The sequence below is a fragment of the Chryseobacterium lathyri genome, assembly GCF_030812195.1.
Lineage (GTDB): Bacteria > Bacteroidota > Bacteroidia > Flavobacteriales > Weeksellaceae > Chryseobacterium > Chryseobacterium lathyri_A.
This window is the reverse complement of the sequence record NZ_JAUSSF010000003.1, coordinates 45754-71469: the sequence shown is the minus strand read 5'-3', so window position 1 is coordinate 71469 and position 25716 is coordinate 45754. Positions and strand designations below refer to the sequence as shown.

General features: G+C 37.2%; 25 protein-coding genes. 12 read left to right on the top strand and 13 right to left on the bottom strand.

Annotation, left to right across the window (positions count from 1 at the left end):
- Window positions 1–10: 10 nt before the first annotated feature.
- Complete coding sequence (locus tag J2T03_RS15510; protein ID WP_307212399.1) at window positions 11–391, bottom strand: hypothetical protein; 381 nt, start codon at window positions 389–391, stop codon at window positions 11–13.
- A gap of 17 nt (window positions 392–408) precedes the next feature.
- Window positions 409–1323 carry an alpha/beta hydrolase gene (locus tag J2T03_RS15505; RefSeq protein WP_307212397.1) on the bottom strand — a complete coding sequence of 305 codons (915 nt, stop codon included), beginning with the start codon at window positions 1321–1323 and terminating at the stop codon, window positions 409–411.
- A 152-nt stretch (window positions 1324–1475) separates the two neighbouring features.
- Here J2T03_RS15505 and J2T03_RS15500 point away from each other — a divergent pair, with 152 nt between their 5' ends.
- A complete protein-coding gene (locus J2T03_RS15500; protein ID WP_306843846.1) occupies window positions 1476–2024 on the top strand; it encodes a DNA-3-methyladenine glycosylase I in 549 nt (182 codons plus the stop codon).
- Window positions 2025–2063: 39 nt separating this feature from the next.
- On the opposite strand, the gene J2T03_RS15495 is transcribed toward J2T03_RS15500, so the two are convergent.
- Together J2T03_RS15495 and J2T03_RS15490 are read right to left on the bottom strand one after the other, a co-directional pair.
- Complete coding sequence (locus J2T03_RS15495) at window positions 2064–2573, bottom strand: hypothetical protein (protein ID WP_307212396.1); 510 nt, start codon at window positions 2571–2573, stop codon at window positions 2064–2066.
- Between the two features lie 251 nt (window positions 2574–2824).
- Window positions 2825–3217, bottom strand: coding sequence for a winged helix-turn-helix transcriptional regulator (locus tag J2T03_RS15490; RefSeq protein ID WP_306843848.1), 393 nt, complete (start codon window positions 3215–3217; stop codon window positions 2825–2827).
- Window positions 3218–3309: 92 nt separating this feature from the next.
- On the opposite strand from J2T03_RS15490, the gene J2T03_RS15485 reads away from it, so the two are divergent.
- Window positions 3310–3840 carry an NAD(P)H-dependent oxidoreductase gene (locus J2T03_RS15485; RefSeq protein WP_307212394.1) on the top strand — a complete coding sequence of 177 codons (531 nt, stop codon included), beginning with the start codon at window positions 3310–3312 and terminating at the stop codon, window positions 3838–3840.
- A gap of 41 nt (window positions 3841–3881) precedes the next feature.
- Here J2T03_RS15485 and J2T03_RS15480 read toward each other — a convergent pair whose 3' ends face one another.
- Together J2T03_RS15480 and J2T03_RS15475 are read right to left on the bottom strand one after the other, a co-directional pair.
- The gene (locus tag J2T03_RS15480; protein ID WP_307212392.1) at window positions 3882–5468 is read right to left on the bottom strand and encodes a patatin-like phospholipase family protein; all 1587 of its coding nucleotides are present in this window, start codon (window positions 5466–5468) and stop codon (window positions 3882–3884) included.
- A 230-nt stretch (window positions 5469–5698) separates the two neighbouring features.
- Window positions 5699–6598: a magnesium transporter CorA family protein gene (locus tag J2T03_RS15475; protein WP_306843853.1), complete on the bottom strand. Its 900-nt coding sequence runs from the start codon at window positions 6596–6598 to the stop codon at window positions 5699–5701.
- A gap of 73 nt (window positions 6599–6671) precedes the next feature.
- Between J2T03_RS15475 and J2T03_RS15470 the strand changes: the two genes are divergently transcribed.
- Together J2T03_RS15470 and J2T03_RS15465 are read left to right on the top strand one after the other, a co-directional pair.
- Window positions 6672–7694 carry a 3-oxoacyl-ACP synthase III family protein gene (locus J2T03_RS15470; RefSeq protein ID WP_306843854.1) on the top strand — a complete coding sequence of 341 codons (1023 nt, stop codon included), beginning with the start codon at window positions 6672–6674 and terminating at the stop codon, window positions 7692–7694.
- Between the two features lie 150 nt (window positions 7695–7844).
- Window positions 7845–9134 carry a hypothetical protein gene (locus J2T03_RS15465; protein WP_307212390.1) on the top strand — a complete coding sequence of 430 codons (1290 nt, stop codon included), beginning with the start codon at window positions 7845–7847 and terminating at the stop codon, window positions 9132–9134.
- A 75-nt stretch (window positions 9135–9209) separates the two neighbouring features.
- Here the strand turns inward: J2T03_RS15465 and J2T03_RS15460 are convergent, their stop codons facing one another.
- A complete protein-coding gene (locus tag J2T03_RS15460) occupies window positions 9210–10370 on the bottom strand; it encodes a thioredoxin family protein (protein WP_306843858.1) in 1161 nt (386 codons plus the stop codon).
- A 286-nt stretch (window positions 10371–10656) separates the two neighbouring features.
- Between J2T03_RS15460 and J2T03_RS15455 the strand changes: the two genes are divergently transcribed.
- Window positions 10657–12279, top strand: coding sequence for a helix-turn-helix domain-containing protein (locus tag J2T03_RS15455; protein WP_307212387.1), 1623 nt, complete (start codon window positions 10657–10659; stop codon window positions 12277–12279).
- Between the two features lie 580 nt (window positions 12280–12859).
- Here J2T03_RS15455 and J2T03_RS15450 read toward each other — a convergent pair.
- The 6 genes from J2T03_RS15450 to J2T03_RS15425 all read right to left on the bottom strand — a co-directional run bounded on the left by J2T03_RS15450 (window position 12860) and on the right by J2T03_RS15425 (window position 17251).
- A complete protein-coding gene (locus J2T03_RS15450) occupies window positions 12860–13069 on the bottom strand; it encodes a hypothetical protein (protein ID WP_306843862.1) in 210 nt (69 codons plus the stop codon).
- 125 nt (window positions 13070–13194) lie between these two features.
- The gene (locus J2T03_RS15445; RefSeq protein WP_307212385.1) at window positions 13195–13419 is read right to left on the bottom strand and encodes a cytochrome C551; all 225 of its coding nucleotides are present in this window, start codon (window positions 13417–13419) and stop codon (window positions 13195–13197) included.
- A 266-nt stretch (window positions 13420–13685) separates the two neighbouring features.
- The gene (pruA, locus tag J2T03_RS15440; protein WP_307212382.1) at window positions 13686–15311 is read right to left on the bottom strand and encodes an L-glutamate gamma-semialdehyde dehydrogenase; all 1626 of its coding nucleotides are present in this window, start codon (window positions 15309–15311) and stop codon (window positions 13686–13688) included.
- A 196-nt stretch (window positions 15312–15507) separates the two neighbouring features.
- Window positions 15508–16614, bottom strand: a complete 1107-nt coding sequence (locus tag J2T03_RS15435) for a DNA topoisomerase IB (RefSeq protein ID WP_307212380.1) — start codon at window positions 16612–16614, stop codon at window positions 15508–15510.
- Window positions 16615–16623: 9 nt separating this feature from the next.
- Window positions 16624–16791 (bottom strand): phosphatidate cytidylyltransferase, encoded by a 168-nt coding sequence (locus tag J2T03_RS15430; protein ID WP_306843868.1) that lies wholly within the window; start codon window positions 16789–16791, stop codon window positions 16624–16626.
- Between the two features lie 22 nt (window positions 16792–16813).
- Window positions 16814–17251, bottom strand: coding sequence for a DUF6526 family protein (locus tag J2T03_RS15425; protein ID WP_307212377.1), 438 nt, complete (start codon window positions 17249–17251; stop codon window positions 16814–16816).
- 260 nt (window positions 17252–17511) lie between these two features.
- Here J2T03_RS15425 and J2T03_RS15420 point away from each other — a divergent pair, with 260 nt between their 5' ends.
- The 7 genes from J2T03_RS15420 (at window position 17512) to J2T03_RS15390 (ending at window position 25625) form a co-directional block, all read left to right on the top strand.
- Entirely contained in the window at window positions 17512–19281 is a 1770-nt protein-coding gene (locus J2T03_RS15420) for an aminopeptidase P family protein (protein ID WP_307212374.1), read from the top strand.
- A gap of 502 nt (window positions 19282–19783) precedes the next feature.
- Window positions 19784–20350 (top strand): Crp/Fnr family transcriptional regulator, encoded by a 567-nt coding sequence (locus J2T03_RS15415; RefSeq protein WP_307212371.1) that lies wholly within the window; start codon window positions 19784–19786, stop codon window positions 20348–20350.
- 60 nt (window positions 20351–20410) lie between these two features.
- Complete coding sequence (locus J2T03_RS15410; protein WP_307212369.1) at window positions 20411–21433, top strand: saccharopine dehydrogenase; 1023 nt, start codon at window positions 20411–20413, stop codon at window positions 21431–21433.
- Window positions 21430–22005, top strand: a complete 576-nt coding sequence (locus J2T03_RS15405) for an NAD(P)H-dependent oxidoreductase (RefSeq protein ID WP_306843875.1) — start codon at window positions 21430–21432, stop codon at window positions 22003–22005. Before J2T03_RS15410 ends, J2T03_RS15405 begins: the two co-directional genes overlap by 4 nt.
- A 117-nt stretch (window positions 22006–22122) precedes the next feature.
- A complete protein-coding gene (gene mnmE, locus J2T03_RS15400) occupies window positions 22123–23508 on the top strand; it encodes a tRNA uridine-5-carboxymethylaminomethyl(34) synthesis GTPase MnmE (RefSeq protein ID WP_306843876.1) in 1386 nt (461 codons plus the stop codon).
- A gap of 241 nt (window positions 23509–23749) precedes the next feature.
- On the top strand, window positions 23750–24373 hold the full coding sequence (locus J2T03_RS15395; RefSeq protein WP_306843878.1) for a helix-turn-helix domain-containing protein: 624 nt from the start codon (window positions 23750–23752) through the stop codon (window positions 24371–24373).
- A 106-nt stretch (window positions 24374–24479) separates the two neighbouring features.
- Window positions 24480–25625 (top strand): site-specific integrase, encoded by a 1146-nt coding sequence (locus tag J2T03_RS15390; RefSeq protein ID WP_306843879.1) that lies wholly within the window; start codon window positions 24480–24482, stop codon window positions 25623–25625.
- Window positions 25626–25716 lie beyond the last annotated feature (91 nt).

Below are 25716 nucleotides of genomic sequence, written 5' to 3'. Positions count from 1 at the left end.
TGGTTAAAATCTAAGCCAGATCTAATTTCAGCCTTTTAAATAGAATATATTTTGGCGGACTGTTTCCGGTAGAGTGTCCGGAATATTTGTTGAAAGTAATCTTTTTCTCTCCAAAACTGAGAACTGTATTTAAATTGAAAAGAAAACCTTTGTTTTTATGTTTTGTATCAGCTTTTGAAAGGATGGTTCTGACAGATGAAGTATCGGAAGAAAGGTCACATACAGATACTGAGCCTGTTGTTGTTTTTATTTTATTTAAACCGCTGGTGTGCTGGATATCAAAAATCCCGAGAACATCTCTTTTTACGGAACACGGTGATAATGAAAATGCGAGTATAAGCATCATGATGAATGCTTTGTGGTTTTTCATATGGGTTCCTGATATGGGCATTTTTACAAAACTACACTTTATTTTAGATGTAAGCTTATGAATTGCAGAAATTCATCCTGTTGATCCACAAATAAATAGTGTGAGCAGTTGTCAACGACCTTAAAATGTTTTTTTCCTACGATTGTTTTCATATCGTTGAGCTGTTTCTCTGAAAATATACCATCATCTTTTCCATAAATAGCGAAAATTGGGACTCCCTGCTGTTTTATTTTTTTCAGAATGGCCGTATTGTTGAGATTATTCTGGACTTCGTTTTTATAAAATTTCAAAGGCGATTCAGGATTTCTGAAATTGGCAGTGTAAAACTCACCCGATTCATATTCTTTCCTTAATTGCTGACTCTCAGAAGTAGGCGAAGGCATGGTGAAGAAATTCATGTCACTTGCTATATTGTAACATCTTTTTCTGTAATCTGCAGAGTTTTTACTTAAACTTTCAATCTCATAGATCTCTTTCAGTTTTGAAGAATCATCTTTAAACCTTTCTTTAGCCCGTTTTAAAATATGATTGTAGGTTTCCTGCTGAGAAAATAAAGCTCCGGCCAGGGTCAATGAATTTACTTTTTCAGGAAACTGTCCCGTAAATAATGTTCCAATAATTCCTCCAAAACTGTGGGCGAGAATATTTGCTTTTTTGATACCATAGGCTTCATAGATTCCGTTAAGGTCCTGAAAACTTTCTTTAAAAGTCATAGAAGCATTGCCGTCTTTGGATCTGCCTTCTCCGCGTCTGTCGTATACAATAACATAAAATCCTTTATCCGCAAGCTTCTGGGCTGTAGTTCCTTCAAATAAAGTGGCATTTCCACCCGGTCCGCCATGTATAAAAATGACAGGGATATCTTTCGGGCTGCCGTAAGATTTGGAGTAGATTTTCTGGGCATTAAAGGAAACCAAAAGCAGGGAAAAAAGAAGAGATAGGAGAGATTTCATGTATATTTTTTGAAGTTTCTAATTTATAATGTTTTGCGAAAATATATGTCATAATATTTAAAAATTAAAATGCTGCTGACTAACAGTTGTCACAAACCTGTCTTATCTTTATCGCCTGAATTGTTCATAACCAAAACAGAAAATTTATTTAAATGAGTTATTGTTTAGCAATCGAAGGAATGCAGCCCGAAAGCAGAAAAGAACTGCATAAAAACTATCACGATAATTATTACGGATTTCCTATCCATGATGATAATGAACTTTTCGGAAGACTGATTCTGGAAATCAACCAGGCAGGACTAAGCTGGGAAACGGTCTTAAAAAAAGAAGAGAGCTTTAGAAAAGCCTATCACAATTTTGATATTCATGCTATTGCAGCCTATACGGAAGACGACCGCGAAAGGCTTATGAATGATGCCGGAATCATAAGAAACCGGCTCAAAATAAATGCTGCCATTGAAAATGCAAAGACCATTATAGAATTGCAGAAAGAGTTCGGGTCATTTGAAAAGTGGCTGGAGCATCATCATCCGAAAACCCTTCAGGAATGGATGAAGCTGTTCAAAAAGACATTCAAGTTCACTGGCGGAGAGATTGTCAATGAATTTTTAATGAGTACAGGATATCTGAAAGGTGCTCATGCCGAGAGCTGCCCTGTTTATCATCATGTGTTGAAACAGAATCCGCTTTGGAAAGAGTAAAATTTAAAGGAGTTTGAGAGTTCCGGGATTCTATGAGGATTATCTCAGACTTCTTACTGAAACATCTGGTTTTTCACCTTGCGGAACAATGAAAATAGCATTGTCGCTGATGGTATCTCCCTGATCGAAATAGTAACTTCCTATTACAGGAAGGATATTGGTCGTATATTTTCCAGATTTGTCATATGCTGAATAAGTCACATTGATCATCTGGGCTTTCATTTTAAGCTCGATCTTTTTAGAAGTTAGTTTCGCACCGGTTGCGTTGATACAGTCTAGCTCTACAAGACCGGTATTGGTAACAATCTGTGGGTAAGCAGTCAAACGGATATTGTACGCTTTATCTGAAGTGTTTTTTACAGATGCCGAAACCTTATAGCGGTCATGCGGCTTCCCGCCTGCTTCAACACTCTCTTTGTTTAGAATATTAAATGTGACACTCATTCCGTTGACCTCTATGGTTTGGGCATCAGAGATTTTCTGTCCTTTTACTGAAATTACAAAAAGAAATACAGCTGATAAGCTGATTAAAAAAGTGAAGTTTTTCATAGTTTAGTTTTTAGTGATCTAAGACTGATTAAAGTTAAGAATTATTATCCCTGCATACTGAAATAAATGAGAAAATTCTTTTCTTCACCTTTCATATAAAATTGTAGAAGTCAATATCCAGCTGGTATTCATAAAGCTCATCATTAACATTTTGAAATGGTAAATTTGTTTCTCAACAGGAACGGGCTTTAGCCCGTTTAATGGGTAAATAAAGTCAATAGGCTTCAGCCAAAATTTAAATTCGTTACTGTTTATACCTTTTCAGGTTCAGAAGCAGAATACTTATCAAGCATAATTTCCTTATGTTCTTTTCCCCATTTTTCAAATTCCAGGATGATAGGTTTCAGCTTATATCCGATCTCGGTCAGCTCATATTCCACCCGGGGCGGAACCTCAGCATAAACAGTCCTGGTGATGATACGGTCCTCCTCCAGCCTGCGGAGCTGCAGCGTAAGCATACGTTCCGTGATATTGTTCAGCTTTTTTCTAAGCTCTCCAAACCTTAGTTTCCCGTTGATGAGATAACAGCATATTGCGAGTGCCCACTGTCCGCCGATGGTATTGGAGGCATAGATCTCGGGACATTCATCAGCAAGGGCTTTTTTATTGGCAAAATTGGTGGATGTTTCCTTTATTTTAGTCATTACTTACATTTTTTATAGTACCGCACAATTGGGCACTACTATTGAAAATGTAAGTTACGTATATTATTTTTGCTGAAGAAATTTAAACAAAAATGAAAACATTAATCATAGTCATTCATACTGATATAGAAAAATCGGTGATCAATAAAAGATGGATCAGGGAGCTGGAAAAACATCCTGAAAAATATACCGTTCACTCTCTGTACGAAGCTTATCCTGATGAAAAGATAGATGTTGAAAAAGAAAAGCAGCTGATAGAATCTTATGACAGGATTGTCTTCCAGTTTCCTTTTTACTGGTTCAGTAGTCCGCCTCTTTTGAAAAAATGGTTTGATGAGGTTCTTCTTTACGGCTGGGCCTACGGAAATAAGAGCGGGTATAAATTAGGAGGAAAGAAAATAACCCTGGCGGTTACGGCTGGAATTGGCGAAAAAGGTTACAGCGCATCCGGAAAATATAAATACACCATGAATGAGCTTTTCCGGCCGTATGAACTCACTTTTGATTATGTCAGAGCTGAATATAAAGAACCATTTGTTTATTACGGAATAGAAAATGATCCTTCAGAGGAATGGGTGGAAAGGAGTGTGCCGATATATCTGGAGTTTTTGGATAATTTGTGATTAAAGTTTTGTAATCTTGATCTTGGAATACGCAAAAATCCTTACCCCACCGTTTTCGTATCCTCTTCCTTCAATATCTTTTTCTCCTTCATCGAAAGCATCATCCTTTCATACTTATATTTTTCCCAGTCAAACTGATTGAGGAAGTCAAGGGCTGCCTGAAAACCTCTGTTGAAAAGATCTTCTTTTTCCTCTCTTTTCATAAAGAAATTCAGCCAGCTGCTTGTACCGCAATTAACGGATTGAATGCTGTAAAGACGGTAAAAGCTATGTTTGGTCAAAAATGATTTATCATTAAAACCTTTTAAAGTACTGATGATATTTCCTGCATAAGAAAAAGGAGTTTTAAGAATTTCCTCACTTGTTTTTCCTTTCTCTGAAAGAATTGCGGAATCACTCGTAAGCTGTACCCCAAAAAGTGGCATTCTGGGATAAAATACATCGCCGGCGTGGAAAATGTCAATGGGAAAATTAGAAATACTTCCTCCATCAATAAATAATCCGGCAGGGTAGATGTCTTCCGGTCTTGTACTCATCCAGAATTTCCAGGCATATTTCACAGAATCATCGTCCTTATTGATTCTTTTCTGAAAAGGTTCGAAAAAGAAAGGGACAGACATGGAAGCCCGCACAAATTCAGCTGGGCTTATATGTTTCAGTTCCTCTTCCGACCAGTATAAGTTGGCCATTGTGGGAAGTTCTACTTTTATTTTGGCATTAATATCAGTAGCGATCACAACATATTCCGAGCGGAGCTGGTAGAAAGGATTGTTCTTATAATATTCATTGTTGACGGCGCTTTCGTAGAATATCCTATAACGCGTCTGGTCAATATGCTCAAGATTTTTGTCTTTAATGGCTTCTATGCTTTTCAGAGCAGTTGTATAATATTCCTGGCCATTTCCGTAACGGTAATTAAGGTTGAGGTCCTGTTCTTTCCGGATAAATTTTTCATTAAGGTTAGCCACTGTTTTAATTCCGAAACCATCCAGAACATTTTCCATTGTATTTAAAAACGTATTTCCCGGATTGAATCCGCTGTTCTGCTTCCGGAAGTCATTGTAAAACTTTTTAATACAGAAAAAAGCAATAATTACCGGAATCAACGGGATCAGGAAAAGAAGTTTGGCATTTAGCGTGGTTTCAGGCTGTGCTGCAAAAGGAATAATAACAAGAATGATCATAATGACTGCTGCAATAATCGCATTGATCTTAAAAAAGTCCTTATTGTTCAGAATAGCATGGATAGTTGTTTTAACATAGGTTTTTCCATCCATGAAATCTGAAAAATTCCAGCTGAAGAGAATATCCTTAATCACATCACTTTTAGCATCTTCTTTGGTTTTACAGGCAGCAATAAGCATAGTATTGATTGCACCGGCACTGGTTCCTGCTATTTTCAGAAAACGGACCCCGAAAATCTCCAGACCATAAAGATAGCCAACCAACGCACTTCCCCAGACACCTCCTCCTTCCTGAACAAACTCTACATATTGGTTCCCCTGAGCATCTAAAAGGTCAGAAAACTCCTTAGTCGAAATATTTTCATGCAGGGCAGAAAGCTTTTCTTTAGATTCTCGGGAGAGAACATTTTCCTCGAGGATTTTATTTAGAATTTCAGTTTTCATGGTGGCCGGTGTTTGTATTTGGTGTTTTTTGATTAACGCAAAGACATCAAGATTTTAGAGTATAAATGAGCTGCATCAAAACCTACCTAAGATAAAATCTTTGCGTCTTAAAAGCAGTTTAAGATCATGAAAACTTAGCGTCTTTGCGTTAACCAAAAAGGCACATTTTTAAATACGGTTTAAAGTTAATAACAAATCTTTAATGCAATTCAAGTGTTTTTTCCTTTATCTTACCACTGCTTACGCCTGGCATAAATAAATGTACAGATCACAACCAGTGCCATAACGCCTACAGTTATAAAATATCCGTATTTATGACGCAGCTCAGGCATATTGTCGAAATTCATACCGTAAAGACCTGCAATAAAAGTGATCGGCAAAAAATACACTGAATAAATAGCCAAAACTTTCATCACCTGGTTGGCCTTCTGGTCAGACAACGCCAGAAACATCGAAATAAGGTTGGTGATCTGGATATTCAGATGGTCAAAATCTGCCACTACATCCTTGTGCTTGTCTTTTAAATCTACGATCTCTGAATCCTGAAGGTTTAATAATTTGAATTTATCCACAGCATCCGTGGAAATAGTCAATACCCTTGAATTGAGTCCCGATTTCCTTTTCAGCTTATACAATCTTCTGATCTGGTTGGTATGGTTGGTATTTTTAAGGAAAATTTCATTTTCGATATTGTCCATCGTTTCCAGAAGGCTCACAGATTCGTCATCGAAGCTTTTCATGATCAGAATCGCGATCATTAAAGCTATTTTTGAAGCAGAAACTTCTGTCTGCATACCGGAAAGCTGTTTCTTCGTCTCCGAAATGCTTTTGGTTTTCATCCTGTGGATGGTGATGATGGTGTTATCCACCAGAAATATCCCGATTTTTGTGCTGATATCACTTATGGTATTCAGGTTTTTGCGTTCCAGCTCTGTGCTTTCACGGAGGAGGTAGAACCTTATATTGCCATCCTCTTCATATTTCGGAAGGTGATTGGGATCCATCGTATCTTCCAGAAGAAGATTGTTGATTTCATATCTTTCGTGAAGAAATTTCAGGTCTTCCGCAGTGGGAGCCTCTACATCTACCCATTCACATTGGGAGTCTCTATATATCGTGTCGATTGGCATATAATAAAAATACTAATATTTTGAAAAACTATGTGTTAAATAATTTTATCTTTGCCAAAATTAAAAAAACTATATGATTAAAAGTACAATAAAAGGGATTGGATTTTATGTTCCAGATAATGTTGTTACGAATGATGATTTAGCAAAGTTGATGACCACCAATGATGAATGGATTACGGAAAGAACGGGGATCAAAGAAAGAAGACACAGGCAAAACAGAAATGATTCTCACGAAACCACTGCCTATTTAGGTTTCAAAGCCTCTCAAAAAGCACTTGAAAAAGCAGGTCTCACTGCTCAGGATATAGATTATATTGTTTTTGCAACGCTTTCCCCGGATTATTATTTCCCGGGTTGCGGTGTTTTGCTTCAGGATATGCTGGGTTGTGATACCATCGGTGCTTTGGATGTAAGAAACCAATGTTCCGGATTCGTGTATGCAGTAAGTGTTGCCAATGCATTTATCAAATCAGGGACTTATAAAAACATACTTGTTGTAGGGGCAGAGATCCATTCTTTCGGACTTGATTTTTCAGATGAAGGTAGAGGTGTTTCTGTTATCTTTGGAGATGGGGCAGGAGCTATCGTGCTTTCGGCAACGGAAGATGAAAATGCAGGAGATATTTTAGCGGTAAATATGCATTCTGAAGGGAAATATGCTGATGAATTGTGCACGCAGTTCCCGGGTTCCAAATTCGGATGGAGCGATAGAATGAGAAAAGAGCCTGAAAATGTGACTGATAAGGAAGTTTATCCTATCATGAACGGTAATTTTGTATTCAAACATGCGGTGACACGATTCCCTGAAACCATGCAGGAGGCTCTGGATAAAGCAGGAAAAACCATTGAAGATCTTGATATGTTTATTCCTCACCAGGCGAATCTTAGGATTGCCCAGTTTGTACAGCAGAAATTCGGACTTCCGGATGAGAAGATCCATAATAATATTCAGAAATACGGAAATACAACGGCAGCTTCTATTCCTATTGCGTTAAGCGAAGCAATTGAGGAAGGAAAAATTAAAAGAGGAGATCTTGTACTTCTTTCAGCATTCGGGAGTGGATTTACTTGGGGAAGTGTTCTGTTTGAATATTGATAATTTGATATTATGTGAATAAATCAACTAATCTTTAATTTTTCCTTGTATTTGACAGTGTTTATTTGTTTTTGTTGAAAATTATGAAAAAATAATTTGTTATAAGCTTATTGTTTGTTAACTTTGTTATAAACTAATAAACAAAAACAAATGAAAAAGTATTTATTACCTGGGGTTTTTTTATTCCCCTTCTTCTCTTACGCGCAAGTAGGGATAAACACTCCAACTCCCGCTTCAACCTTTGATATAACAGCAAAAAATGCTACCGGTACCACTACGGACGTGGATGGATTACTGGTTCCAAGAGTTGATAGGCAGAGAGCACAAAGCATGACGGGAACTCCTGTTTCCACGTTAATTTATGTGAACAGTATTGCAACGGGAACGCAAGCTGGAACCGCTGCAAATATTGATGCTATAGGATATTATTATTACGATGGTACGGCCTGGGCCAAGCTGAATACCCCTGTTAATATTTATACCTCTAATGGTACCCTTGCAGGAAGCAGAACTGTAACAACGGCAGGAAATTCGCTTTCCTTCATCAACGGAGCCAATAATGTAGGAATCGGGACTTCAGGAACCCAGGGAATTGTATCGGCAACGGGTTCTTCAAGAGGAGCATTCCAGGCAAACGGCGGTTCAGCTGTTTTAAATATGTTTGTAGATAATAACGGAGCCGCACAGGTTACAGCATCCGGAACCAGCACAAGCATGAACATAAATGCTATCTCGGCAAATCCTGTAAATATTCATACTAATAATACCAGCAGAATGACGGTGACCGGTGCCGGTGATGTAGGGATAGGAACTCAAACTCCACAGAAAAAGCTGCATGTTAACGGAACATTACAAGTTACAAACGAATTGAATGTGGGCGGAACTACAAACACGGCAGGAAGTGCAGGGACTACAGGACAGATCCTCACATCAAGCGGAGCCGGAGCGGCACCTACCTGGAAGACTCTTAATACATCAAGCGGAACTATAGCTGGTGCACATTATGTACAGGGTACAACGGCTGCAACTATTGCACAGGGTTCTACAGCAGATGTTCCCGGAGCGACCATAACACTGACGGTACCTGCAGGTATGACGCAGACCTTTTTGTTTACTGTTTTGGGATTTGCCACCATGGTTGATAGTAACTCTTCCCAAGGAGTATTTTCTTTGTTGCAAAACAACGTTAAGATATCTTCGGCTTTTGCTTCTAAAGCCGGGAATTTTCCCGGGGGTACTGGTGCTTTAGCCAGCATGCCTGTTCCGGTAACTTTCCTTAAATCTGTTGCTTTAACTGCCGGAACCTATACTTTTAAAGTACAATACACTGCATGGTTTGGAAGTGCAACAGTGAACTTTGTCCCTTCTGCTTATTCTGGATATGACGGAGATACAGAAGCAATGCTTACTAAAATGCAGGTTTTGGTATATAATAACTAAGAAAACTTTCACTTAAATAAAAAAAACTCCGCCGAGCAAAGCTCGGCGGAGTTTTTTTATTATTTTACTTGTAGATTAAAGACTCTTCAGTAGCTTCTCAGTGTCTGTAGAATCCTCGCCTTTAGCTTTAGCGAGCTGAACAGACTTCTCAGCCCAGATCTTGGCATTTTTCTTATCTCCGATCTTGTTGTAAAGATTAGCTAAAGTATCTGTATTTGCATAGTTTTCGTCTTTCTTTACAGATTCCTGAGCCCAGGTTACCGCTTTTTCCAGAGAAGCTTTGTTACTTACGTTTTCGAAAAAATTCCATGCTAAAGAGTTTAATTCTTCAGAACTTGCTGCAGAAGAGTCTTTATACAGTTCCAGCATTAATTTCTCATAAGTTGGAATATCTTTATTCTTTAAAGCTCTGCTGGCTTTTGCTCTTTTTAATATTTTTTCAGCCTCGTCTTTCGTCATAAATTTTTGAGACTCAGTTAAGAAATAACTGTCGTTCCAGGATTTTGTATCGGCATTGTAAGACTTTTTAAGAACAGTATTAAGCTTAATGTTTTTATCGAATTTTGCATACTTTTCTTCCGGGAAAATCTTGATAATCTCGGATTTTTTTGCCTGGAATATCTTATATAACGGACTTTCCGTGCTTTGTGTTCCTGAAAGAAGCATTTGTACATCTTCCTGATCAAATGTTGTTTTCTGCTGGAAATAACGATCCAGCACTTTTCCAGCAAATTCAGAATCATTATAGATGGTAAGCCCTGCAAGATTCTTTAAAAATTCAGGATCTTTTTCTCCATTTTCAAACTTTTGCTTCAATGCGGTAAGTCTTTTATTCGGGTCTTCAGCATCTTTCGCAAACTGGATAAAGTCTTTTTCCTCTACATAGCCTAATGTTCTGTGTACTTCTTCTCCGTCACCATTAATGAAAAGATAAGTTGGAAATGCCTTTACATTATATTTTTTGGCAAGACCTATTCCTTCGCCTTTCTCCATATCTATTTTTGCATTCACGAAGTGGGAATTATAAAAATCTCCAACTGTCTGAAGCGGGAAAATATTTTTTACCATCAGTTTGCAGGGTCCGCACCATGATGCATAAGCGTCTACAAATACCAGTTTATTCTCTTTTTTTGCTTTTGCCAATATAGCCGCAAAATTACTGTCTTCAAATTTAATTCCCTGGGCCAATGCCAAAGCTCCTATAAATAAAGAAGAAAATAGTGCTAATTTTTTCATAAAACTTTTTATTGATTACAAATGTAATAATTATGTCAGCAATAAGTCGGCACAGGAAGAAAATAGTTACGAATATTTTATTTTGATATGTAATAAGTCTATTTAAGGTGAAAATTATTGGTGAAATGTTATTAAAATAAATAGTATTAAGCTTTTTAGTTAAAAAAATTAAATAATAGAAGAATGTTTTAATAAAATATAAAATATCAGTAGCTTTGTAAAAAACAAAAAGACACCCATGAGAATGATGAATTATTATAAAGCCAACATAATAATTTATTTTTTTATGTCTAGAGGTCTGCTGAAACTTTTGTTTTTGTTCATTACGGCTGTTCCTCTCTGGGCACAGAAAAAATACAATTTTGACCAGATCTGTGAAAGAACATCCGTTCAGATTACACAAAAAAATCTCCCCGAAGCTTTAAAAACAGCAGATTCATTATATATGACAGCGCATAAACCGCTGGATAAAGTAAAAGGCCTTTTACTTTCTGCCGAACTGTATCATTTAGCAGGTGAATTCAAAAAGTCCATATGTTACGGTGAAAATGCTCACTCTCTGTTGGGCCAGATTGATGATGCAGAATGGCTTTGCCGTGTCAATGAATTTTTGGCTAAAGAGTACAGGCTGGTTGGTCTGTTTGAAAGATCGAGAAAATATACGATACAGGGCATGCAAGCAGCAAAGAGTATCACTGATATCCAAAAAAGAGGAGAAATACTTGGGCTGCTGAATCAGGAAATGGCCTATTATGAAATCGAACAGGGAAGTTATCCTGATGCCGTAAAATATATTGAACAATCATTACACTCTTTTGGAAAAGATAATATTCAGGATAATGAACGGGCTGTAGCAGCTTCTTACCAGCTTCTTGGTGATATATATTTTAAGCTTAAAGATTATGTGACTTCCGAGAACAATTACCGGAAAGCAGAATCGATGCTTAAAAATAAATGCTGTGTTCTGGGCTTGGTATATAATGGACTGGGCGGCATCCGCCTAAAGCAGAAAAACTGGAAGGACGCCGAACTGTATCTGAAAAAAGCAGAAAATATAGCGGACAGCTCACGGAGCCTCAAACTTAAGAAAGCCGTATATTCCAATATCAATGATTATTATGAAGGAACAGGTGATAGCGTTAAAGCTTCCCTTTATGCTGTAAAATATGTAAGAGCCTATGACAGCCTTACCGCGAGAAACCGTGAATTTGCACTTAAAAGCCCCGAAATCCTGGTTAAACCCAATAAAAAAAGTGCCAGGATCAGTATTGTTAAAAATGCAGCAATTATTGTACTGTTTGCTGCTTTGGTGAGTATCGTTGTTTTCTTCAGAACCAAACAGAAAAAACAGCGTGCAAAATTCAGAAATATTATAAGGACCCAGCTACAGATGATCAGCTCACGCAGCGAGCCTCTACCTTTAAAAAGAGAAAATTCTGACTTTTCAAATATTTCTGTGGAAGAAGTAGACGACAGCGCTGGGCAAAGCAGCAAGCGAAGAAACGAGTCCCTGATGACCTCCGAAACAGAATCAAAACTTCTGGAGCTTCTTGAGGAATTTGAAAAAGGAGAGTTGTACAACAACAAAAATATGTCCTTATCATTTTTGGCTGCTGAACTAAATACCAATACAAAATACCTGTCGTATGTGATCAACCTACATAAATGTGCAGATGTGAAAACATACATCAACCGGCTGAGGATTAATTATATTGTAGACAAGCTTATCAATGATGATAAATACAGGCAGTATAAAATAAGTATTCTTGCGGAGGAATGCGGTTTTTCTTCACACAGTAAATTCGCTTCGGTATTTAAGGCGGTAACGGATTTTTCTCCCTCGGCATATATTAAATATCTGGATGAAAATCAATCAGATAAAAATACCCATTTTCCTGAAAACAATTAAAAAATAACTGTTTTTATGTATTCTGTCTTTTCATTTTCATGAAAATAGCTAACCTATTGTTTTACGTAAGGTCTTCACATCTATATCTTTGCGCCAGCTTTATGGAATAGGCATACTGCGGTTTGTCACTCATTTTTAATCTTCGTTCCAGTAAAGCAGAACAGCGCTCAAATTTAAACCCTAAAATTACTAGAAGTATAAAATATCCTGATGATTTTATACTAACCATGAAAACTTTTAAGCTAGTAAAACGGATGGTAACTTCAATGGTTGTATTGACATTTTTTACGATGTCTTTGAAAAAACAGGAATCAATACAGCTGTGCCGGTTGCGGTCTGGAATCGTCGTGAAAACAACGGATCCAAAGCTGAAGGGGGAATTTAATTTTCCCCAAGGCTTTCTTGGGAATAATTATTTAGTAACCAATATGTCTGTCAGATAGCCAATATTTTTATTGATCGGAAAGTAATCTGATCTGATGGATAAAATATTTATGATACAATCGGGGTTGATTGCCCGGTTTTTTTCAGTCAAGTTTTTTTAAGTACAAATCCGCAGCATTGCTGCGGATTTGTTTTTTTATTTTGCTTTTAGGCTGTCCGTTTTTGTTTTGGCGGTATCCTGAGCAACCGGAGCCGGCTCAGAATTGGCAACTGCTGAATCTCCCATTTTATTTCTCAGTGAATCTTTATTGCGGCCATCTTTGAATTCTTCTCTTTTCTCTTTGTTCTGAGCGCAGCTACCTAGAAATAAAACCCCTAAAATAGCTCCTATCCATAATTTTTTCATAATAGTTTGATTTTGATGTTTAATATGATCAAATATAAAAAAATATTATTTCATTTTAATTGTGATAAAAAAATCCGCAGAGCTTTCATCTGCGGATTTTCCATTTTAGATTAAACTTGTTTTATCTATTTAGTTGGAGGTGTGGTTGCCATAGAGTCTACTTTCATCTTCATCGTGTCAGCGGGAGTAACCGTCTTTATGGCGGTTGTATCCGTTGTACGAGGTGTTACTGTTCGGGTGGTATCTACCGCCGTTGAATCAGTATTACCGGATGACATGGAAGACTCTTTGGTTCCGCAGCTCACAGCTACTATTCCTAAACCGATGGCTGCTATCAGAAACTTTCTCATAATATTTTATTTTGGTGTTACCTGTAAAAGTTCAATAATTATTCCTAACCGGTCGCTCAAAATATTAAAACATAGATAAACTTTGTTAAAATTTGTTAGAAAAAAGATAATAGTAAAAGATTATAGGTGGTTAGAATAAAGTTTTGAATTATAAATGATGTTTTATCATTAATAAAAAAATAAAAAAGCCCCGAATTTATTTTCGGGGCTCCAGATTATTCTTTGCTCATTACTGATTGCTCATCATCTAACTCACAATTTAGCTTTTATCCCAGGTATGGGTATTTGTAGTCTTTTGGAGAAACGAAAGTTTCTTTGATACTTCTTACGGAAGTCCATCTTAATAAGTTCATTTTAGAACCTGCTTTATCGTTGGTACCCGAAGCTCTTCCTCCTCCGAAAGGCTGCTGACCTACTACTGCACCTGTCGGCTTATCGTTGATGTAGAAGTTTCCTGATGCATTTTCCAACGCTTTGAAAGCTTCATTGATTGCGTAACGGTCTTGTGAGAAAACAGAACCTGTCAATGAATAAGGAGAAGTGGAATCTACCAGTTTCAAAGTTTCTTTCCAGTCCTGATCTTCATATACATAAACAGACAATATAGGTCCGAAGATTTCTTCAACCATACTTTCATAATGTGGGTTTGTCGTTTCAATAACAGTTGGGTGTACAAACCATCCTTTAGAATCATCATATTTACCGCCTATTGCTACTTCCGCTTCACCTGAAGCTTTTGCTCTGTCGATATAGCCTCTGCATTTTTCGAAAGAATTTTTGTCGATTACCGCATTAACGAAGTTCGACGGATCTTCAGGAGAACCTATTTTGATAGAATTCATCTGAATTTCCATTACTTTTTTCACATCAGCCCAAAGAGATTTAGGAATATAAGCTCTTGAAGCTGCAGAACACTTCTGCCCCTGATATTCGAAAGAACCTCTTACCAAAGCAGTAGCCACAGCCTCAACATTGGAAGAAGGGTGAGCGATCACAAAATCTTTTCCGCCCGTTTCTCCAACAATTCTTGGATATGTTCTGTAATTATGGATATTATCACCGATCATTTTCCACATGCCCTGGAATACCTTCGTAGAACCTGTAAAGTGAAGACCTGCAAAATCAGGATGTGCCAATACTTTCTCAGCTGTTTCTTTTCCGTCTGTGAAAACCATGTTGATAACCCCTGCAGGAAGGCCTGCTTCAATTAATACATCCATGATTACTTTAGCAGAATAAACCTGCTTGTCAGAAGGCTTCCAAACAACAACGTTTCCAAGCATTGCCATACAGGTCGGTAAGTTTCCGGAAATCGCAGTAAAGTTGAACGGAGTTACTGCAAAACAAAACCCTTCCAGTGGTCTGTATTCTACACGGTTCCAGATTCCGCTGTCGGAAACCGGCTGCTCAGAATACATTTCGGTCATGAATTCTACATTGAATCTTAAGAAATCGATAAATTCACAAGCAGAATCTATTTCAGCCTGGTGTACGTTCTTAGACTGCCCGATCATGGTTGCTGCATTGATCACATCTCTGTAAGGTCCGGCCAAAAGGTCAGCTGCCTTCAGGAAAATAGCTGCACGCTGTTCCCAGCCCAGTTCGTTCCATTCTTTTTTAGCTGCCAGTGCCGCGTTGATAGCGTCATCTACATGCTGCATCGTACCCTTGTAGTAAAAACCAAAATCGTGAGCATGATCCTGAGGAGACTGAAGCTGAATTTTTTCATCAGTCTTTACTTCTTTTCCGTTGATGATCATTGGAATTTCTGTCTTCTCAGCCCACATCTTTTTGTAAGTGGCGATAAGGCTTTTAACTTCTGGAGATCCCGGTACATAAGAATTTACCGGCTCGTTTACTGCAAATGGTACTTGCGAAATTGCTTTTGACATATTATGTTGTATTATTTTAAATTGATAAATATGTTGGTATACAAATTTACAATAATTAACGCAAAGAAAAAAAACGGCCCATCTTTATAAAATGAAATTTAACACTGTATTAAATTTAAGAAATATTGTTTTTTGATGATCCGAAATGAGTAGATTTTTAGTTTTCTTGTTGATTTTTTAAATTCTTGATGTTTGGCTACATCCTTTCATTTTCCAGAATTTTCAGGACAAGTTTTTCTTCCTGAGTAAGACCTGCTTTTCCGTCGTTTTTTTCGATCTGTTCCAGTTCGTCAAGATATTTTTTGATCGTGTTATTCTCATAAAGATTGATCACTAACGGATGTACATAGTATTTTCTGCAAACGGTACTGGTATTTCCCAAATGTTTAGCAACAATATCTAAAGCTTCTTTCACTTTCTTTTTATATTGGCTGTTATTTTCAGCGTAACCTATCTCTTTAAAAGCAATCAAAGCACTTACTGTTCCGGACCATGTTCTGAAATCTTTGGCTGTAAAATCTTCCCCGCTTATTTCCTTAATATACTCATTAACCATCCCCGAATCTATCGAATGGCGGCTTCCTTCATCATCAAAATACTGGAAAAGTTCCTTTCCTGGTATATCCTTACATTTCTGGACAAGTCTTGATAGTCTTCGGCTTTTGAGATCAATATTATGCATGATGCCTTTCTTTCCCTTAAACGAAAAGGAAATCTTCTGACCATTAATTTTCACATGTTTGCCTTTCAGGGTAGTTAAGCCAAAGGAACCATATAGTTTTTCATAGGCATTGTTACCGATACGGATATTTGTATGCTGCATCAGGCTCACAATTAATGCCAGGATTTTTCTCTTTTCGAAATTTCTTAAAGCAAGATCCTGTTCCACATGAAGCCGGATATTCGGTAAAGCATACCCGAACTGAAGCATTCTGTAAAATTTCGTATGATTTCTTAAAGCGCTCCACAAGGGATGATAGCGGTATTGCTTTCTTTTTTTTACATCAAAACCTGTAGCCTGAAGATGACCATTATCCAATGCACAGATCCAGACGTTTTCCCAGGCAGGAGGAATTACCAGCTTATTAATCCTGGAGATTTCTTCTTTATCTTTAAGCTTCTCACCGTTTTTGTAATAAGAATATTTTTTTCCGGTTTTTTTCCGGGTGATCCCAGCAGTTTCCGCATCGGAGGTATATACAAGATGTACCGCCTTTGCGGAGGCCTCGGGATCCTTCATGATTTTAACAATTTTTGAAGGCTTTAAGTGGGAAATAATTTCCAGATCCGTATTCGTCTCCATAAAAAATGGTTAAGAGTTCTTACCCCTCGAAAAGATCAGAAAAAGGATTACTACCACTGCAACGACCAGGATAATTCCCCACCACATTCCAGCCTTAAAAATTGTTTCTATTGCTTCACAGCTTGTTAACGTTAGCAATGTGAATATGATCATACTGTATAAAGTTAACTTTCTCATGATATAATATTTTGATGTTAAATCAGATTCTCTGGCGGTCGGCTCTCCAGCTTTTGATAGAACGCTTGATCTCATCTCCAGAAATATTTTCGTGAAGTGCCTTGTACAAAAGCTCTTTGAACTCAGTATCGTAGGTAAATCTTAAGGCAGCGATCTGATCAAATCTCAGTTTATCAGCAACTTCATCAGACCTCTGTCCGAAAATTTCAAAATATCTTTGTTGAAATTCAAGCAATACCATACGGTTCTGAAGCCCCAGCGCATAATGCTGTCTCATCATAAAAGCCAGGTAAAAAAGCAGAAATATCACAATTGAAAATAATATCCATATCAGCTTATTTTCAGGATCACCCCAGATTTTATAAATTCCAAAAAATTCCAGTACAATCAGTAGCGGGAGATAAATAAAATGGTGGGGAGGATAAAATTTCCTGTGATTTTTATAATTCTGCTCTCTCATATCATAAATAGTAGCAATAATCTCTCCAAAACTTTATATGTTTAATAATAATGTTGTTTTTGTGGTATGTAAGTATAAATATTGTGATAAATGATAAGATGCAAAAAAAATTATGAAACAATAAAGAATGCCAAATAGAACCTTTGTGGATTGAACGAATTTGGAAAGAAAGAATAACAGATTATTAACGAAAATACAGAACAGAATTCATTTCTAAACTTCAATTTTTTCGTAACTTTCGGTGTTTAAAAAAGAAAAGAATGACTTCAAAGGAAAAAGTGGCTGCACTTCGTGAAGAAATGCAAAAAAATAATGTTGATGCATTTATAGTATATTCTGCAGATCCGCATATGAGTGAATATTTACCCGAAGAATGGCAGGAAAGAGCTTGGCTTTCAGGATTTTTAGGCTCTGCAGGATTTGTGGTAATTACAAAAGACAAAGCAGGGCTTTGGACAGACGGAAGATACTTTACCCAGGCTGCCCTAGAGCTGGAAGGTTCAGGAATTGATCTTTTCAAAGACGGAATGGAAGGAACCCCCAATTATATAGACTGGATTATTTCCCAGATTCCTGCCGGCGGAAAAGTAGCCGTTAATGCGGTTGCCACTTCAAATGCCAATTGGGAACTGCTTTCGCAAAAATTACAGTCAAAAAATATAACCTTAACAAATCTTCCACTTTTAAAAGAGATCTGGAAAGACAGAGGCACACCCTCAAAAAATCCTATTTTCGTACATCCTGTAGAAAGAGCCGGAAAATCTGTTACAGATAAACTGGGAGCTATACGTCAGAAAATGGAAGACGAGGAAGCTACTGTTCATATTATTTCCAGCCTTGATGATGTAGCTTGGACACTAAATTTAAGAGGAAGCGATGTACAAAGCAATCCTGTATTTTTAGGATATATTGTCATTACCAAAAATGATGCAGTGCTCTTTACAGATCTTGAAAAACTGGAAGTGGAGGCAAGAAAACAAATGGATGATGCCTTTGTGAAAATGATGCCTTACGAAGAGTTTTACAACTACCTGAAAATTTTCAAGGACGAGAAAGTACTGGTTTCTCCAAACAGCAACCAGATGATTTTTGAAACCTTAAAAGGGGATAACCAGTTTATGAAAGCTCCGGTTCCGGGAAATCTGATGAAAGCTCAGAAAAATGAAACTGAACTGGAAGGATTCAGAACGGTAATGATAAGAGACGGGGTTGCTATGGTGAAGTTCCTTTACTGGCTGACCCATAATGCAGGAAAGGAAGATATGAACGAATATTCTATCGGTGAAAAACTGAGAGGCTTCCGTGCGGAAGGAGAAAACTTCGTAGGGGAAAGTTTCGGCAGCATTGTAGGGTACAAAGATAATGGTGCTATCATGCACTATTCCGCAAAAAGTGAAGGAAGTAAAGAGGTTACCAATGATGCAAGCATCCTGGTAGATTCAGGAGGGCAGTATCTGGAAGGAACGACTGATATTACAAGAACCCTGGCTTTAGGAGCGGTTTCTGATGAATTCAAAAGAAATTCCACATTAGTCCTTCAGGGGCTGATCCGTCTATCGATGGTAAAATTCCCGAAAGGAACAAAGGGTGTTCACCTGGATGCTATTGCAAGGCTTCCGCTTTGGATGGAAGGGAAAGATTTTAATCACGGAACAGGCCATGGAGTGGGAAGTTTCATGAACGTTCATGAAGGCCCTCAGAGCATCAGAAAAGATATGAACCCGCAGGATCTTCTTCCGGGAATGGTATGTTCCAATGAGCCCGGATATTATCTTGAAGGAGAATACGGAATCCGACACGAAAACCTGATCGCTGTAAAAGAAGCAGAAAAAACAATTCACGGAACTTTTTATGAATTTGAAACCCTTACGTTCTGCCCGTTCTTTAAAAATACTATTGTAAAAGAAATCCTTTCAGAAGGAGAAATTGCATGGTTGAACAACTACCACAAAACATGTGAAGAAAAGATAGGTCCTCACCTTGAAGGAGATATTAAAACATGGTTCCTTGAGCTGGTGAGTGCACTTTAATAGGGGAATATGAATGGGGGAATAGTCAATGGCTAATGGTCAATTTTGAACCTAAACATTGAACTCCATACTTTGAACATTAATAATTGTTAGATAAATTTTGGAGCCCTGTAGAGAAATCTGCAGGGCTTTTTTTATATACAACCGTATTTTTACGGATATAATTTTAGGGATTCCCCTGACAGAAGATTATACGGGACGATCTATCTTTGTTTCAACAAAAGAACATCATTCATATCTTCATATATAACTTAGTAAATTCAAAGCAGGTAAAACCATTTCGTTCTGAAATGGTTTTATTTTTTTACCGTCAGTATTTATCTATTCAGTAATTATAGCTTAAAAATAGGCTTCCCTTAACGTTATTTAAACTCTTAAAGAATCTAATGGTAAAATAGCATCATGAAATTTTAAATGTTTGCAATGACCTAGTATTTTGTTTAATTTCGCTGAAAACATGCAGTAGAAGACTTGGCAGGATTCAAGGTTATAATTTGAAAATATGATAGAAGACTATTTCCGGAGCTTTAATATATTCTCAGACAATGAGATCAGAGATTTCCTGCAGCTTTTTGAAACCAGAAAAGTGTATAAAAATGATTTTTTTGTGCAGGAAGGCGACAAATGCAGAGAAATAGCATTTATTGTATCAGGAATTTTCCGTTCCTATTATATTTCGGATAACGGAAAGGATATGACCTACTGTTTCAGATTCCCCAATCAGCTGATGGCGAGTTATTCCTCATTTATTTCAGATTGTCCGAGCAGAGAAAACATGCAGGCTATTACCGATGCCGATTTGTTGGTCTTAAAAAAAGAGGCAATAGATGACATGGTAAAAGATGACCTTAACTGGACAAAATTTTTAAAGATGATAGCAGAGCAGGAATATCTTGAGCTGGAGAAAAGATTTTTTCAGCTCCAAAGAGACAGTGCAGCACAACGATATGAAATGCTGCTAGGCAATCAGCCTGATTATGTTCAGAAAATTCCCCTCCAGTATCTGGCATCTTATTTAGGAATTACACAGAGACATCTCAGCAGGATCAGAAAAGAAACGGTCATATAATTTTTAGACATTTGTCCTACGCCACGGCATCACAGCTCTATAATTTTGTAAAAAAATATTATGGAGCACAATATTCTGGTCGTTGGAGGAAACGGCCTTGTAGGTAAAACAATTATCCGGATTTTAAAGTCTAGAAACCCACAGATCAATATTTTCATTGGTGGCAGAAAAGGAGGAACAGGCAACCATCTTAAAATTGATGTTACGGATCCCGGGACTTTCCAGGTTATTCTGGAAAAGAAAATTGATATGGTCATTCTTTCTGTAAATGATAAAGAGGATAATATTCTTCGTTTTGCCATCGAAAACAAAATAGATTACCTGGATATCACCAAACCTACCCCCGACCTTGTAAAAGCATACGTTCTTGCTAAAAACAGAACTGTACAGAGCCGGATCGTTTTCAGCTCCGGATGGATGGGAGGTATTGTCAACGGATTGGTAAAAACACTTTCAGGTGATATAAAAGACATTCAGGAAGTGAAACTTTTTGTATACTATTCTGTTAAAGATCTTGCAGGAGAAAGCTCTGCACACTTTATGGCTGAAAATGTAGCCAAACCTTTTATCAGGTATGAAAATAACAGTCAGGTCCCTGTAAAACATTTTTTAGATTCCGAAGATTTTGACTTTTCATTTGGAATAGGAAAAAGGGAGGCATATAACTTTGATGTACCGGATTTGTATATTCTCAACCAGATAGAAAAAATACCAAACGTCAGTGCTAAGATGACTTATAACTCAAAATTTATCACCTGGCTTCTAGGTGCATTCCAAAAGGTAAAGATTTTCAATATCTTGTCATTGAAAGAGCGGAGAATGATTTTCGGATCAAGTGGAAACGGCGATCAGAGCGTATTTGAGATCATTATAAAAACCAAATCAGGGAATGAAAAATTAAGCCTGCAAAGTACAAAAGGTCAGGCTGAATTAACGGCGCTTTCTGCGGTATTTCATACGGAAGAGCTTATGAAGGGCCTTCATGAAAATAATATCTACTTCAGTCATCAGCTGCATCAGCCATCATCACTTCTGGAGAAGCTTAAAGCCTATGAATCCATTAATATAAAAACATCAAGATGAAAAAAATAGCCATCATCAACGGACATCCCAATGAAAGTTCCTTCAATTTTGGAATTGCAGATGCTTACAAAAAAGGAGCTGAACAATCAGGAGCTGAAATTAAAGAAATTATAATAGCCAAACTGCAATTTGACCCTATTCTGCATTTTGGCTACCAGAAAAGAATGGAGCTGGAACCGGATCTTTTAAAAGCCTGGGAAATCATACAATGGGCAGATCATCTGGTCTGGATTCATCCGGTTTGGTGGGGCGGTTTACCAGCTTTGATGAAAGGGTTCATTGACCGGCTTTTTCTTCCAGGGTTTGCTTACCGGTACAGAGATAATTCAGTTTGGTGGGATAAGCTGCTGAAAGGGAAAGCTGCCCATATCATTACAACACTGGATCAGCCGGGATGGTATTACCGGCTTTTTTATGGAAGAGCAAGTGTCAATCAGCTGAAAAAATCAACCCTGGAATTCTGTGGCGTAAAACCTGTGGAGGTAACTTATATTGGGATCATAAGAAATTCTACCAAGGTACAGCGTGACGTGTGGCTTCAGAAAGTGAAAGAATTGGGTAGAAGACAGTAAGTTGTCGCTCCGTTCCTCACAATGTCTTTAAAACTCCAAAAGTTCCAATTAAAGTCATAGACAATCTGTATAAAATACCCCATCAGAAATTAGCCTGAAAAATCGTAAATTTGCCCTATGAATAACGATACGATTTGCGCACTGGCTACAGCCAATGGAGTAGGAGCTTTAGGGATTATCAGAGTTTCAGGGAATGATGCTTTAGCAGTTGTCCAGAAGAGTTTTCCGGGCAAAAAACTGGAAAAGCAAAAGTCTCATACTATCCATTACGGATATTTTATGGATGATGAGGAAGCTATTGATGAAGTGATGCTTTCTATTTTCCTGGCTCCGAAAAGTTTTACTACAGAAAATTCTGTGGAAATAGCTTTTCACGGCTCACCGCATATCGGAAAACGTATTTTGGAAACTCTGACTAAAAACGGGGCAAGAATGGCCAAAGCGGGAGAGTTTACCCTTCGTGCCTTTATCAACGGAAGAATAGATCTTTCTCAGGCGGAAGCGATTGCCGATGTAATTGCTTCTGAAAATGAAGCTTCCCGAAAAGTAGCCATTAACCAGCTGAAAGGAGGAATTACTAATGAAATATCAATATTAAGAACAGATCTTCTCAATTTTGTATCTCTAATTGAGCTTGAACTTGATTTTGCTGAAGAAGATGTAGAGTTTGCAGACAGATCAGCCCTTAACGGATTGTTGGATAAGATCGAATTAAAATTAGATTCTCTGATTGAAAGTTTCCAATATGGAAATGCCATTAAAAATGGAACAGCAGTTGCCATCATCGGAAAACCGAATGCCGGAAAATCTACGCTGTTAAATGCTTTACTGAAGGAAGAAAGAGCGATCGTTAGTAATATTGCCGGAACCACAAGAGATACCATTGAAGAAGTACTGCACATCAAAGGTCATGCATTCCGCTTGATTGATACTGCCGGACTTCGTGAAACTGTTGACGAGATCGAAGCCATTGGTGTAAAGAAAGCAAAGGAAAAAGTAGGGAATGCAAATATTCTGGTATACCTTGCAGATGCTGCTACAGAAGATTATTCTGAAGATATTGAAATGATAAAATCCCTGCAGAGAGACGATCTGAAACTAATCATTTGCGCCACAAAAATAGACGAAGTACTGCCTCCGAAATATGACGCTATAGAAGATATTTTCAGAAATGAAATTGCCCAGGATTTTGATTTTATCAGAATATCAGCTGTAGAAAACCAAAATATCCAGGATCTTAAAAACGAATTGTCTTCCTATGTTGAACAATTGAAGTCCCAGGAAAATAATGTAGTCATCACTAATCAAAGACACTTTGAAGCTCTTCGAAAATCCCTGGAGGCTACCCATAAAGTCAAAGAAGCCATTTCTTTCCAGATCTCTACGGAACTGCTGGCCTATGAACTGAGAAATGCTTTGGAGCATCTTGGGGAGATTTCCGGTGAAGTAACGAATGATGAGGTATTGGGAAATATTTTTTCTAAGTTTTGCATCGGGAAATAAATACGATAGGTAAAACAAACTCAAACAAACCAAATATCTGATAATTAATCAATTACAAAATTTTTTGTTTTGTGTTAGTTATTGTTATTTTGGTTTGTTTTTTTATTTGTTGTCCCCCATTTGTCCCTCAAACTGATAATATTTTATTTTTTGAAACGAAGGAGAGATTACTTCGCTTAATGTATCTTATTGTACCTTATTGCATCTAAAGCGAAGTTTGAACTCCTCTAAAATAAATATTATGAGTTCAAATATCAAAATCAAAAAAATCTGCCAACACTGCGGGCAAGAATTTATTGCTAGAACCACGGTTACTAAATATTGTGGGGATAACTGTGCTAAAAAAGCTTACAAAGTAAAAGTTAGAGAGGAAAAAATCAAATCAAGTGAGAAACAGCTCACGATACAAAAAGAATCAATAAAATCTAAACCGGACCCCAATTCATACTTTGCTTTAAAAACTTTAGACTATTTAACAGTCAAAGAAGCCGCAGTACTCTTAAAATGCGACTGTCGAACAATTTATTTTATGGTCAAGTCTAAAAGGCTTCCTGCCATTAATCTTTCACAACGAAAAACCAGGATCTTAAAGAAGGATATAGATGCTCTTTTTGAAACTTCCCATACAATAAAGACTCCTATACAAGAAGTTACAATTCATAAATCGATTGAAGAAACGCCTTTAAAGGACTGCTTTACGATCGGCCAGATCCAGTCGGAATACAACTTATCGGAAACTAGTTTACAAAGTTTAATTCGGCGTCATGAAATTCCAAAATTTCAGAAGGGGAAATTCGTATATGTTCCCAAAAGCTTAATTCAACCGATCCTGAACAAAATTCAATCACATCAATATTGCGGCTAAAATAATAGCTTCACTATAGGCATTTAAAAGAAAGTTTTGGCTATTCAGAACACCCCTAAAAAATGAGGTGACATGAATGCTCATATTAACTGTTAAAATTTACAACATGTCACAAGTAAAATTAAGAAAGAAGAATATCTCAAATGGTAAACAATCTTTATACTTAGATATATATCCTCCCATTTATAATCCTGATACAGGTAAAATGAAGAGGAAACATTATTTAGAACTACATATATACAAACGTCCAAAAACCGAGGTAGAGAAAAGCTATAATCAGGAAACGATGGCACTTGCTGAATATGTAAGAGCTCAGCGACAGATTGACTTGCAAAACAGGCGATTTGATTTTGTTTCTGATGCAAAAATGAAGTCTAATTTTATCGATTTTTTTGAAGAAGAAGCTGCTAAAAGAAAAGGTTGCTATAACTGGATTATGTCTGTCAGATACTTTAAAGCTTGTTTTGGTGAACAGCTTCCATTTACTGAACTAAGTGAAACAGTAGCGGAGGAATTTGCTGATTATTTACTTTCTTCTCCAGGCATTGGAAGGGCAAATCGGAAAATCGGAAAAAATACAGCTGTAGCTTATTTTGGCAGATTCATACTAACACTTAAATCAGCTTTTAAAAAACGATTTCTACCAATTAACTTAGGTGATATCGTTGAGAGCATAGCACCGCAAGAGACACATCGTCCATTTTTATTCATGGAAGAATTGGAAAGAATGGCAGATGCTCCTTGTGATAATCCAATTGTAAAGAAAGCGGGATTATTCTCAGCTATGACAGGGTTTCGTTACTCCGATGTATCCACACTGCTCTGGAAAGAAATTCACGGAAGTCCTGGTAACTATTATATTCTTTATAATCAGGAGAAAACTGAAAAAGCAGAGTATTTTCCAGTTTCAGATCAAACGATTCAATTACTCGGAAGTCCCTGTCATCCCGACGAGAAAGTCTTTAATGGCCTGAAGTATGATCACACTGTAAAAGAATTGAAGAAATGGCTTATCAGTGCAAAAATTGAAAAGCATTTCACCTTTCACGGATTCAGACATACCTTTGCTACGCTACAATTAGCTGCTGGAACCTCTATCTATACGGTATCAAAATTACTTGGTCATAAGAGCATTAAAACAACAGAAATCTATGCAAAGATTGTCGACAGTCTTAAAAAAGAAGCTTCAGAAAAAATCAAGCTAAATACATTTAATATCGGACAAAACATCCTACTTGATTCAGCTCCTTAAAAGATGAGCTAAATCAAAAGGAAAATTTAGGTTTCAAATAACATGATGGGGTACTAGCTAAGTACACCCATTTATTTTTGTAATAAAAAAC

What these genes read in the sequence shown, in the direction of transcription:
- J2T03_RS15510 (WP_307212399.1), bottom strand. Translation starts at nt 391, where the DNA reads ATGCCCATATCAGGAACCCATATGAAAAACCACAAAGCATTCATCATG.
- J2T03_RS15505 (WP_307212397.1), bottom strand. Translation starts at nt 1,323, where the DNA reads ATGAAATCTCTCCTATCTCTTCTTTTTTCCCTGCTTTTGGTTTCCTTT.
- J2T03_RS15500 (WP_306843846.1), top strand. Translation starts at nt 1,476, where the DNA reads ATGAGTTATTGTTTAGCAATCGAAGGAATGCAGCCCGAAAGCAGAAAA.
- J2T03_RS15495 (WP_307212396.1), bottom strand. Translation starts at nt 2,573, where the DNA reads ATGAAAAACTTCACTTTTTTAATCAGCTTATCAGCTGTATTTCTTTTT.
- J2T03_RS15490 (WP_306843848.1), bottom strand. Translation starts at nt 3,217, where the DNA reads ATGACTAAAATAAAGGAAACATCCACCAATTTTGCCAATAAAAAAGCC.
- J2T03_RS15485 (WP_307212394.1), top strand. Translation starts at nt 3,310, where the DNA reads ATGAAAACATTAATCATAGTCATTCATACTGATATAGAAAAATCGGTG.
- J2T03_RS15480 (WP_307212392.1), bottom strand. Translation starts at nt 5,468, where the DNA reads ATGAAAACTGAAATTCTAAATAAAATCCTCGAGGAAAATGTTCTCTCC.
- J2T03_RS15475 (WP_306843853.1), bottom strand. Translation starts at nt 6,598, where the DNA reads ATGCCAATCGACACGATATATAGAGACTCCCAATGTGAATGGGTAGAT.
- J2T03_RS15470 (WP_306843854.1), top strand. Translation starts at nt 6,672, where the DNA reads ATGATTAAAAGTACAATAAAAGGGATTGGATTTTATGTTCCAGATAAT.
- J2T03_RS15465 (WP_307212390.1), top strand. Translation starts at nt 7,845, where the DNA reads ATGAAAAAGTATTTATTACCTGGGGTTTTTTTATTCCCCTTCTTCTCT.
- J2T03_RS15460 (WP_306843858.1), bottom strand. Translation starts at nt 10,370, where the DNA reads ATGAAAAAATTAGCACTATTTTCTTCTTTATTTATAGGAGCTTTGGCA.
- J2T03_RS15455 (WP_307212387.1), top strand. Translation starts at nt 10,657, where the DNA reads ATGTCTAGAGGTCTGCTGAAACTTTTGTTTTTGTTCATTACGGCTGTT.
- J2T03_RS15450 (WP_306843862.1), bottom strand. Translation starts at nt 13,069, where the DNA reads ATGAAAAAATTATGGATAGGAGCTATTTTAGGGGTTTTATTTCTAGGT.
- J2T03_RS15445 (WP_307212385.1), bottom strand. Translation starts at nt 13,419, where the DNA reads ATGAGAAAGTTTCTGATAGCAGCCATCGGTTTAGGAATAGTAGCTGTG.
- pruA (WP_307212382.1), bottom strand. Translation starts at nt 15,311, where the DNA reads ATGTCAAAAGCAATTTCGCAAGTACCATTTGCAGTAAACGAGCCGGTA.
- J2T03_RS15435 (WP_307212380.1), bottom strand. Translation starts at nt 16,614, where the DNA reads ATGGAGACGAATACGGATCTGGAAATTATTTCCCACTTAAAGCCTTCA.
- J2T03_RS15430 (WP_306843868.1), bottom strand. Translation starts at nt 16,791, where the DNA reads ATGAGAAAGTTAACTTTATACAGTATGATCATATTCACATTGCTAACG.
- J2T03_RS15425 (WP_307212377.1), bottom strand. Translation starts at nt 17,251, where the DNA reads ATGAGAGAGCAGAATTATAAAAATCACAGGAAATTTTATCCTCCCCAC.
- J2T03_RS15420 (WP_307212374.1), top strand. Translation starts at nt 17,512, where the DNA reads ATGACTTCAAAGGAAAAAGTGGCTGCACTTCGTGAAGAAATGCAAAAA.
- J2T03_RS15415 (WP_307212371.1), top strand. Translation starts at nt 19,784, where the DNA reads ATGATAGAAGACTATTTCCGGAGCTTTAATATATTCTCAGACAATGAG.
- J2T03_RS15410 (WP_307212369.1), top strand. Translation starts at nt 20,411, where the DNA reads ATGGAGCACAATATTCTGGTCGTTGGAGGAAACGGCCTTGTAGGTAAA.
- J2T03_RS15405 (WP_306843875.1), top strand. Translation starts at nt 21,430, where the DNA reads ATGAAAAAAATAGCCATCATCAACGGACATCCCAATGAAAGTTCCTTC.
- mnmE (WP_306843876.1), top strand. Translation starts at nt 22,123, where the DNA reads ATGAATAACGATACGATTTGCGCACTGGCTACAGCCAATGGAGTAGGA.
- J2T03_RS15395 (WP_306843878.1), top strand. Translation starts at nt 23,750, where the DNA reads ATGAGTTCAAATATCAAAATCAAAAAAATCTGCCAACACTGCGGGCAA.
- J2T03_RS15390 (WP_306843879.1), top strand. Translation starts at nt 24,480, where the DNA reads ATGTCACAAGTAAAATTAAGAAAGAAGAATATCTCAAATGGTAAACAA.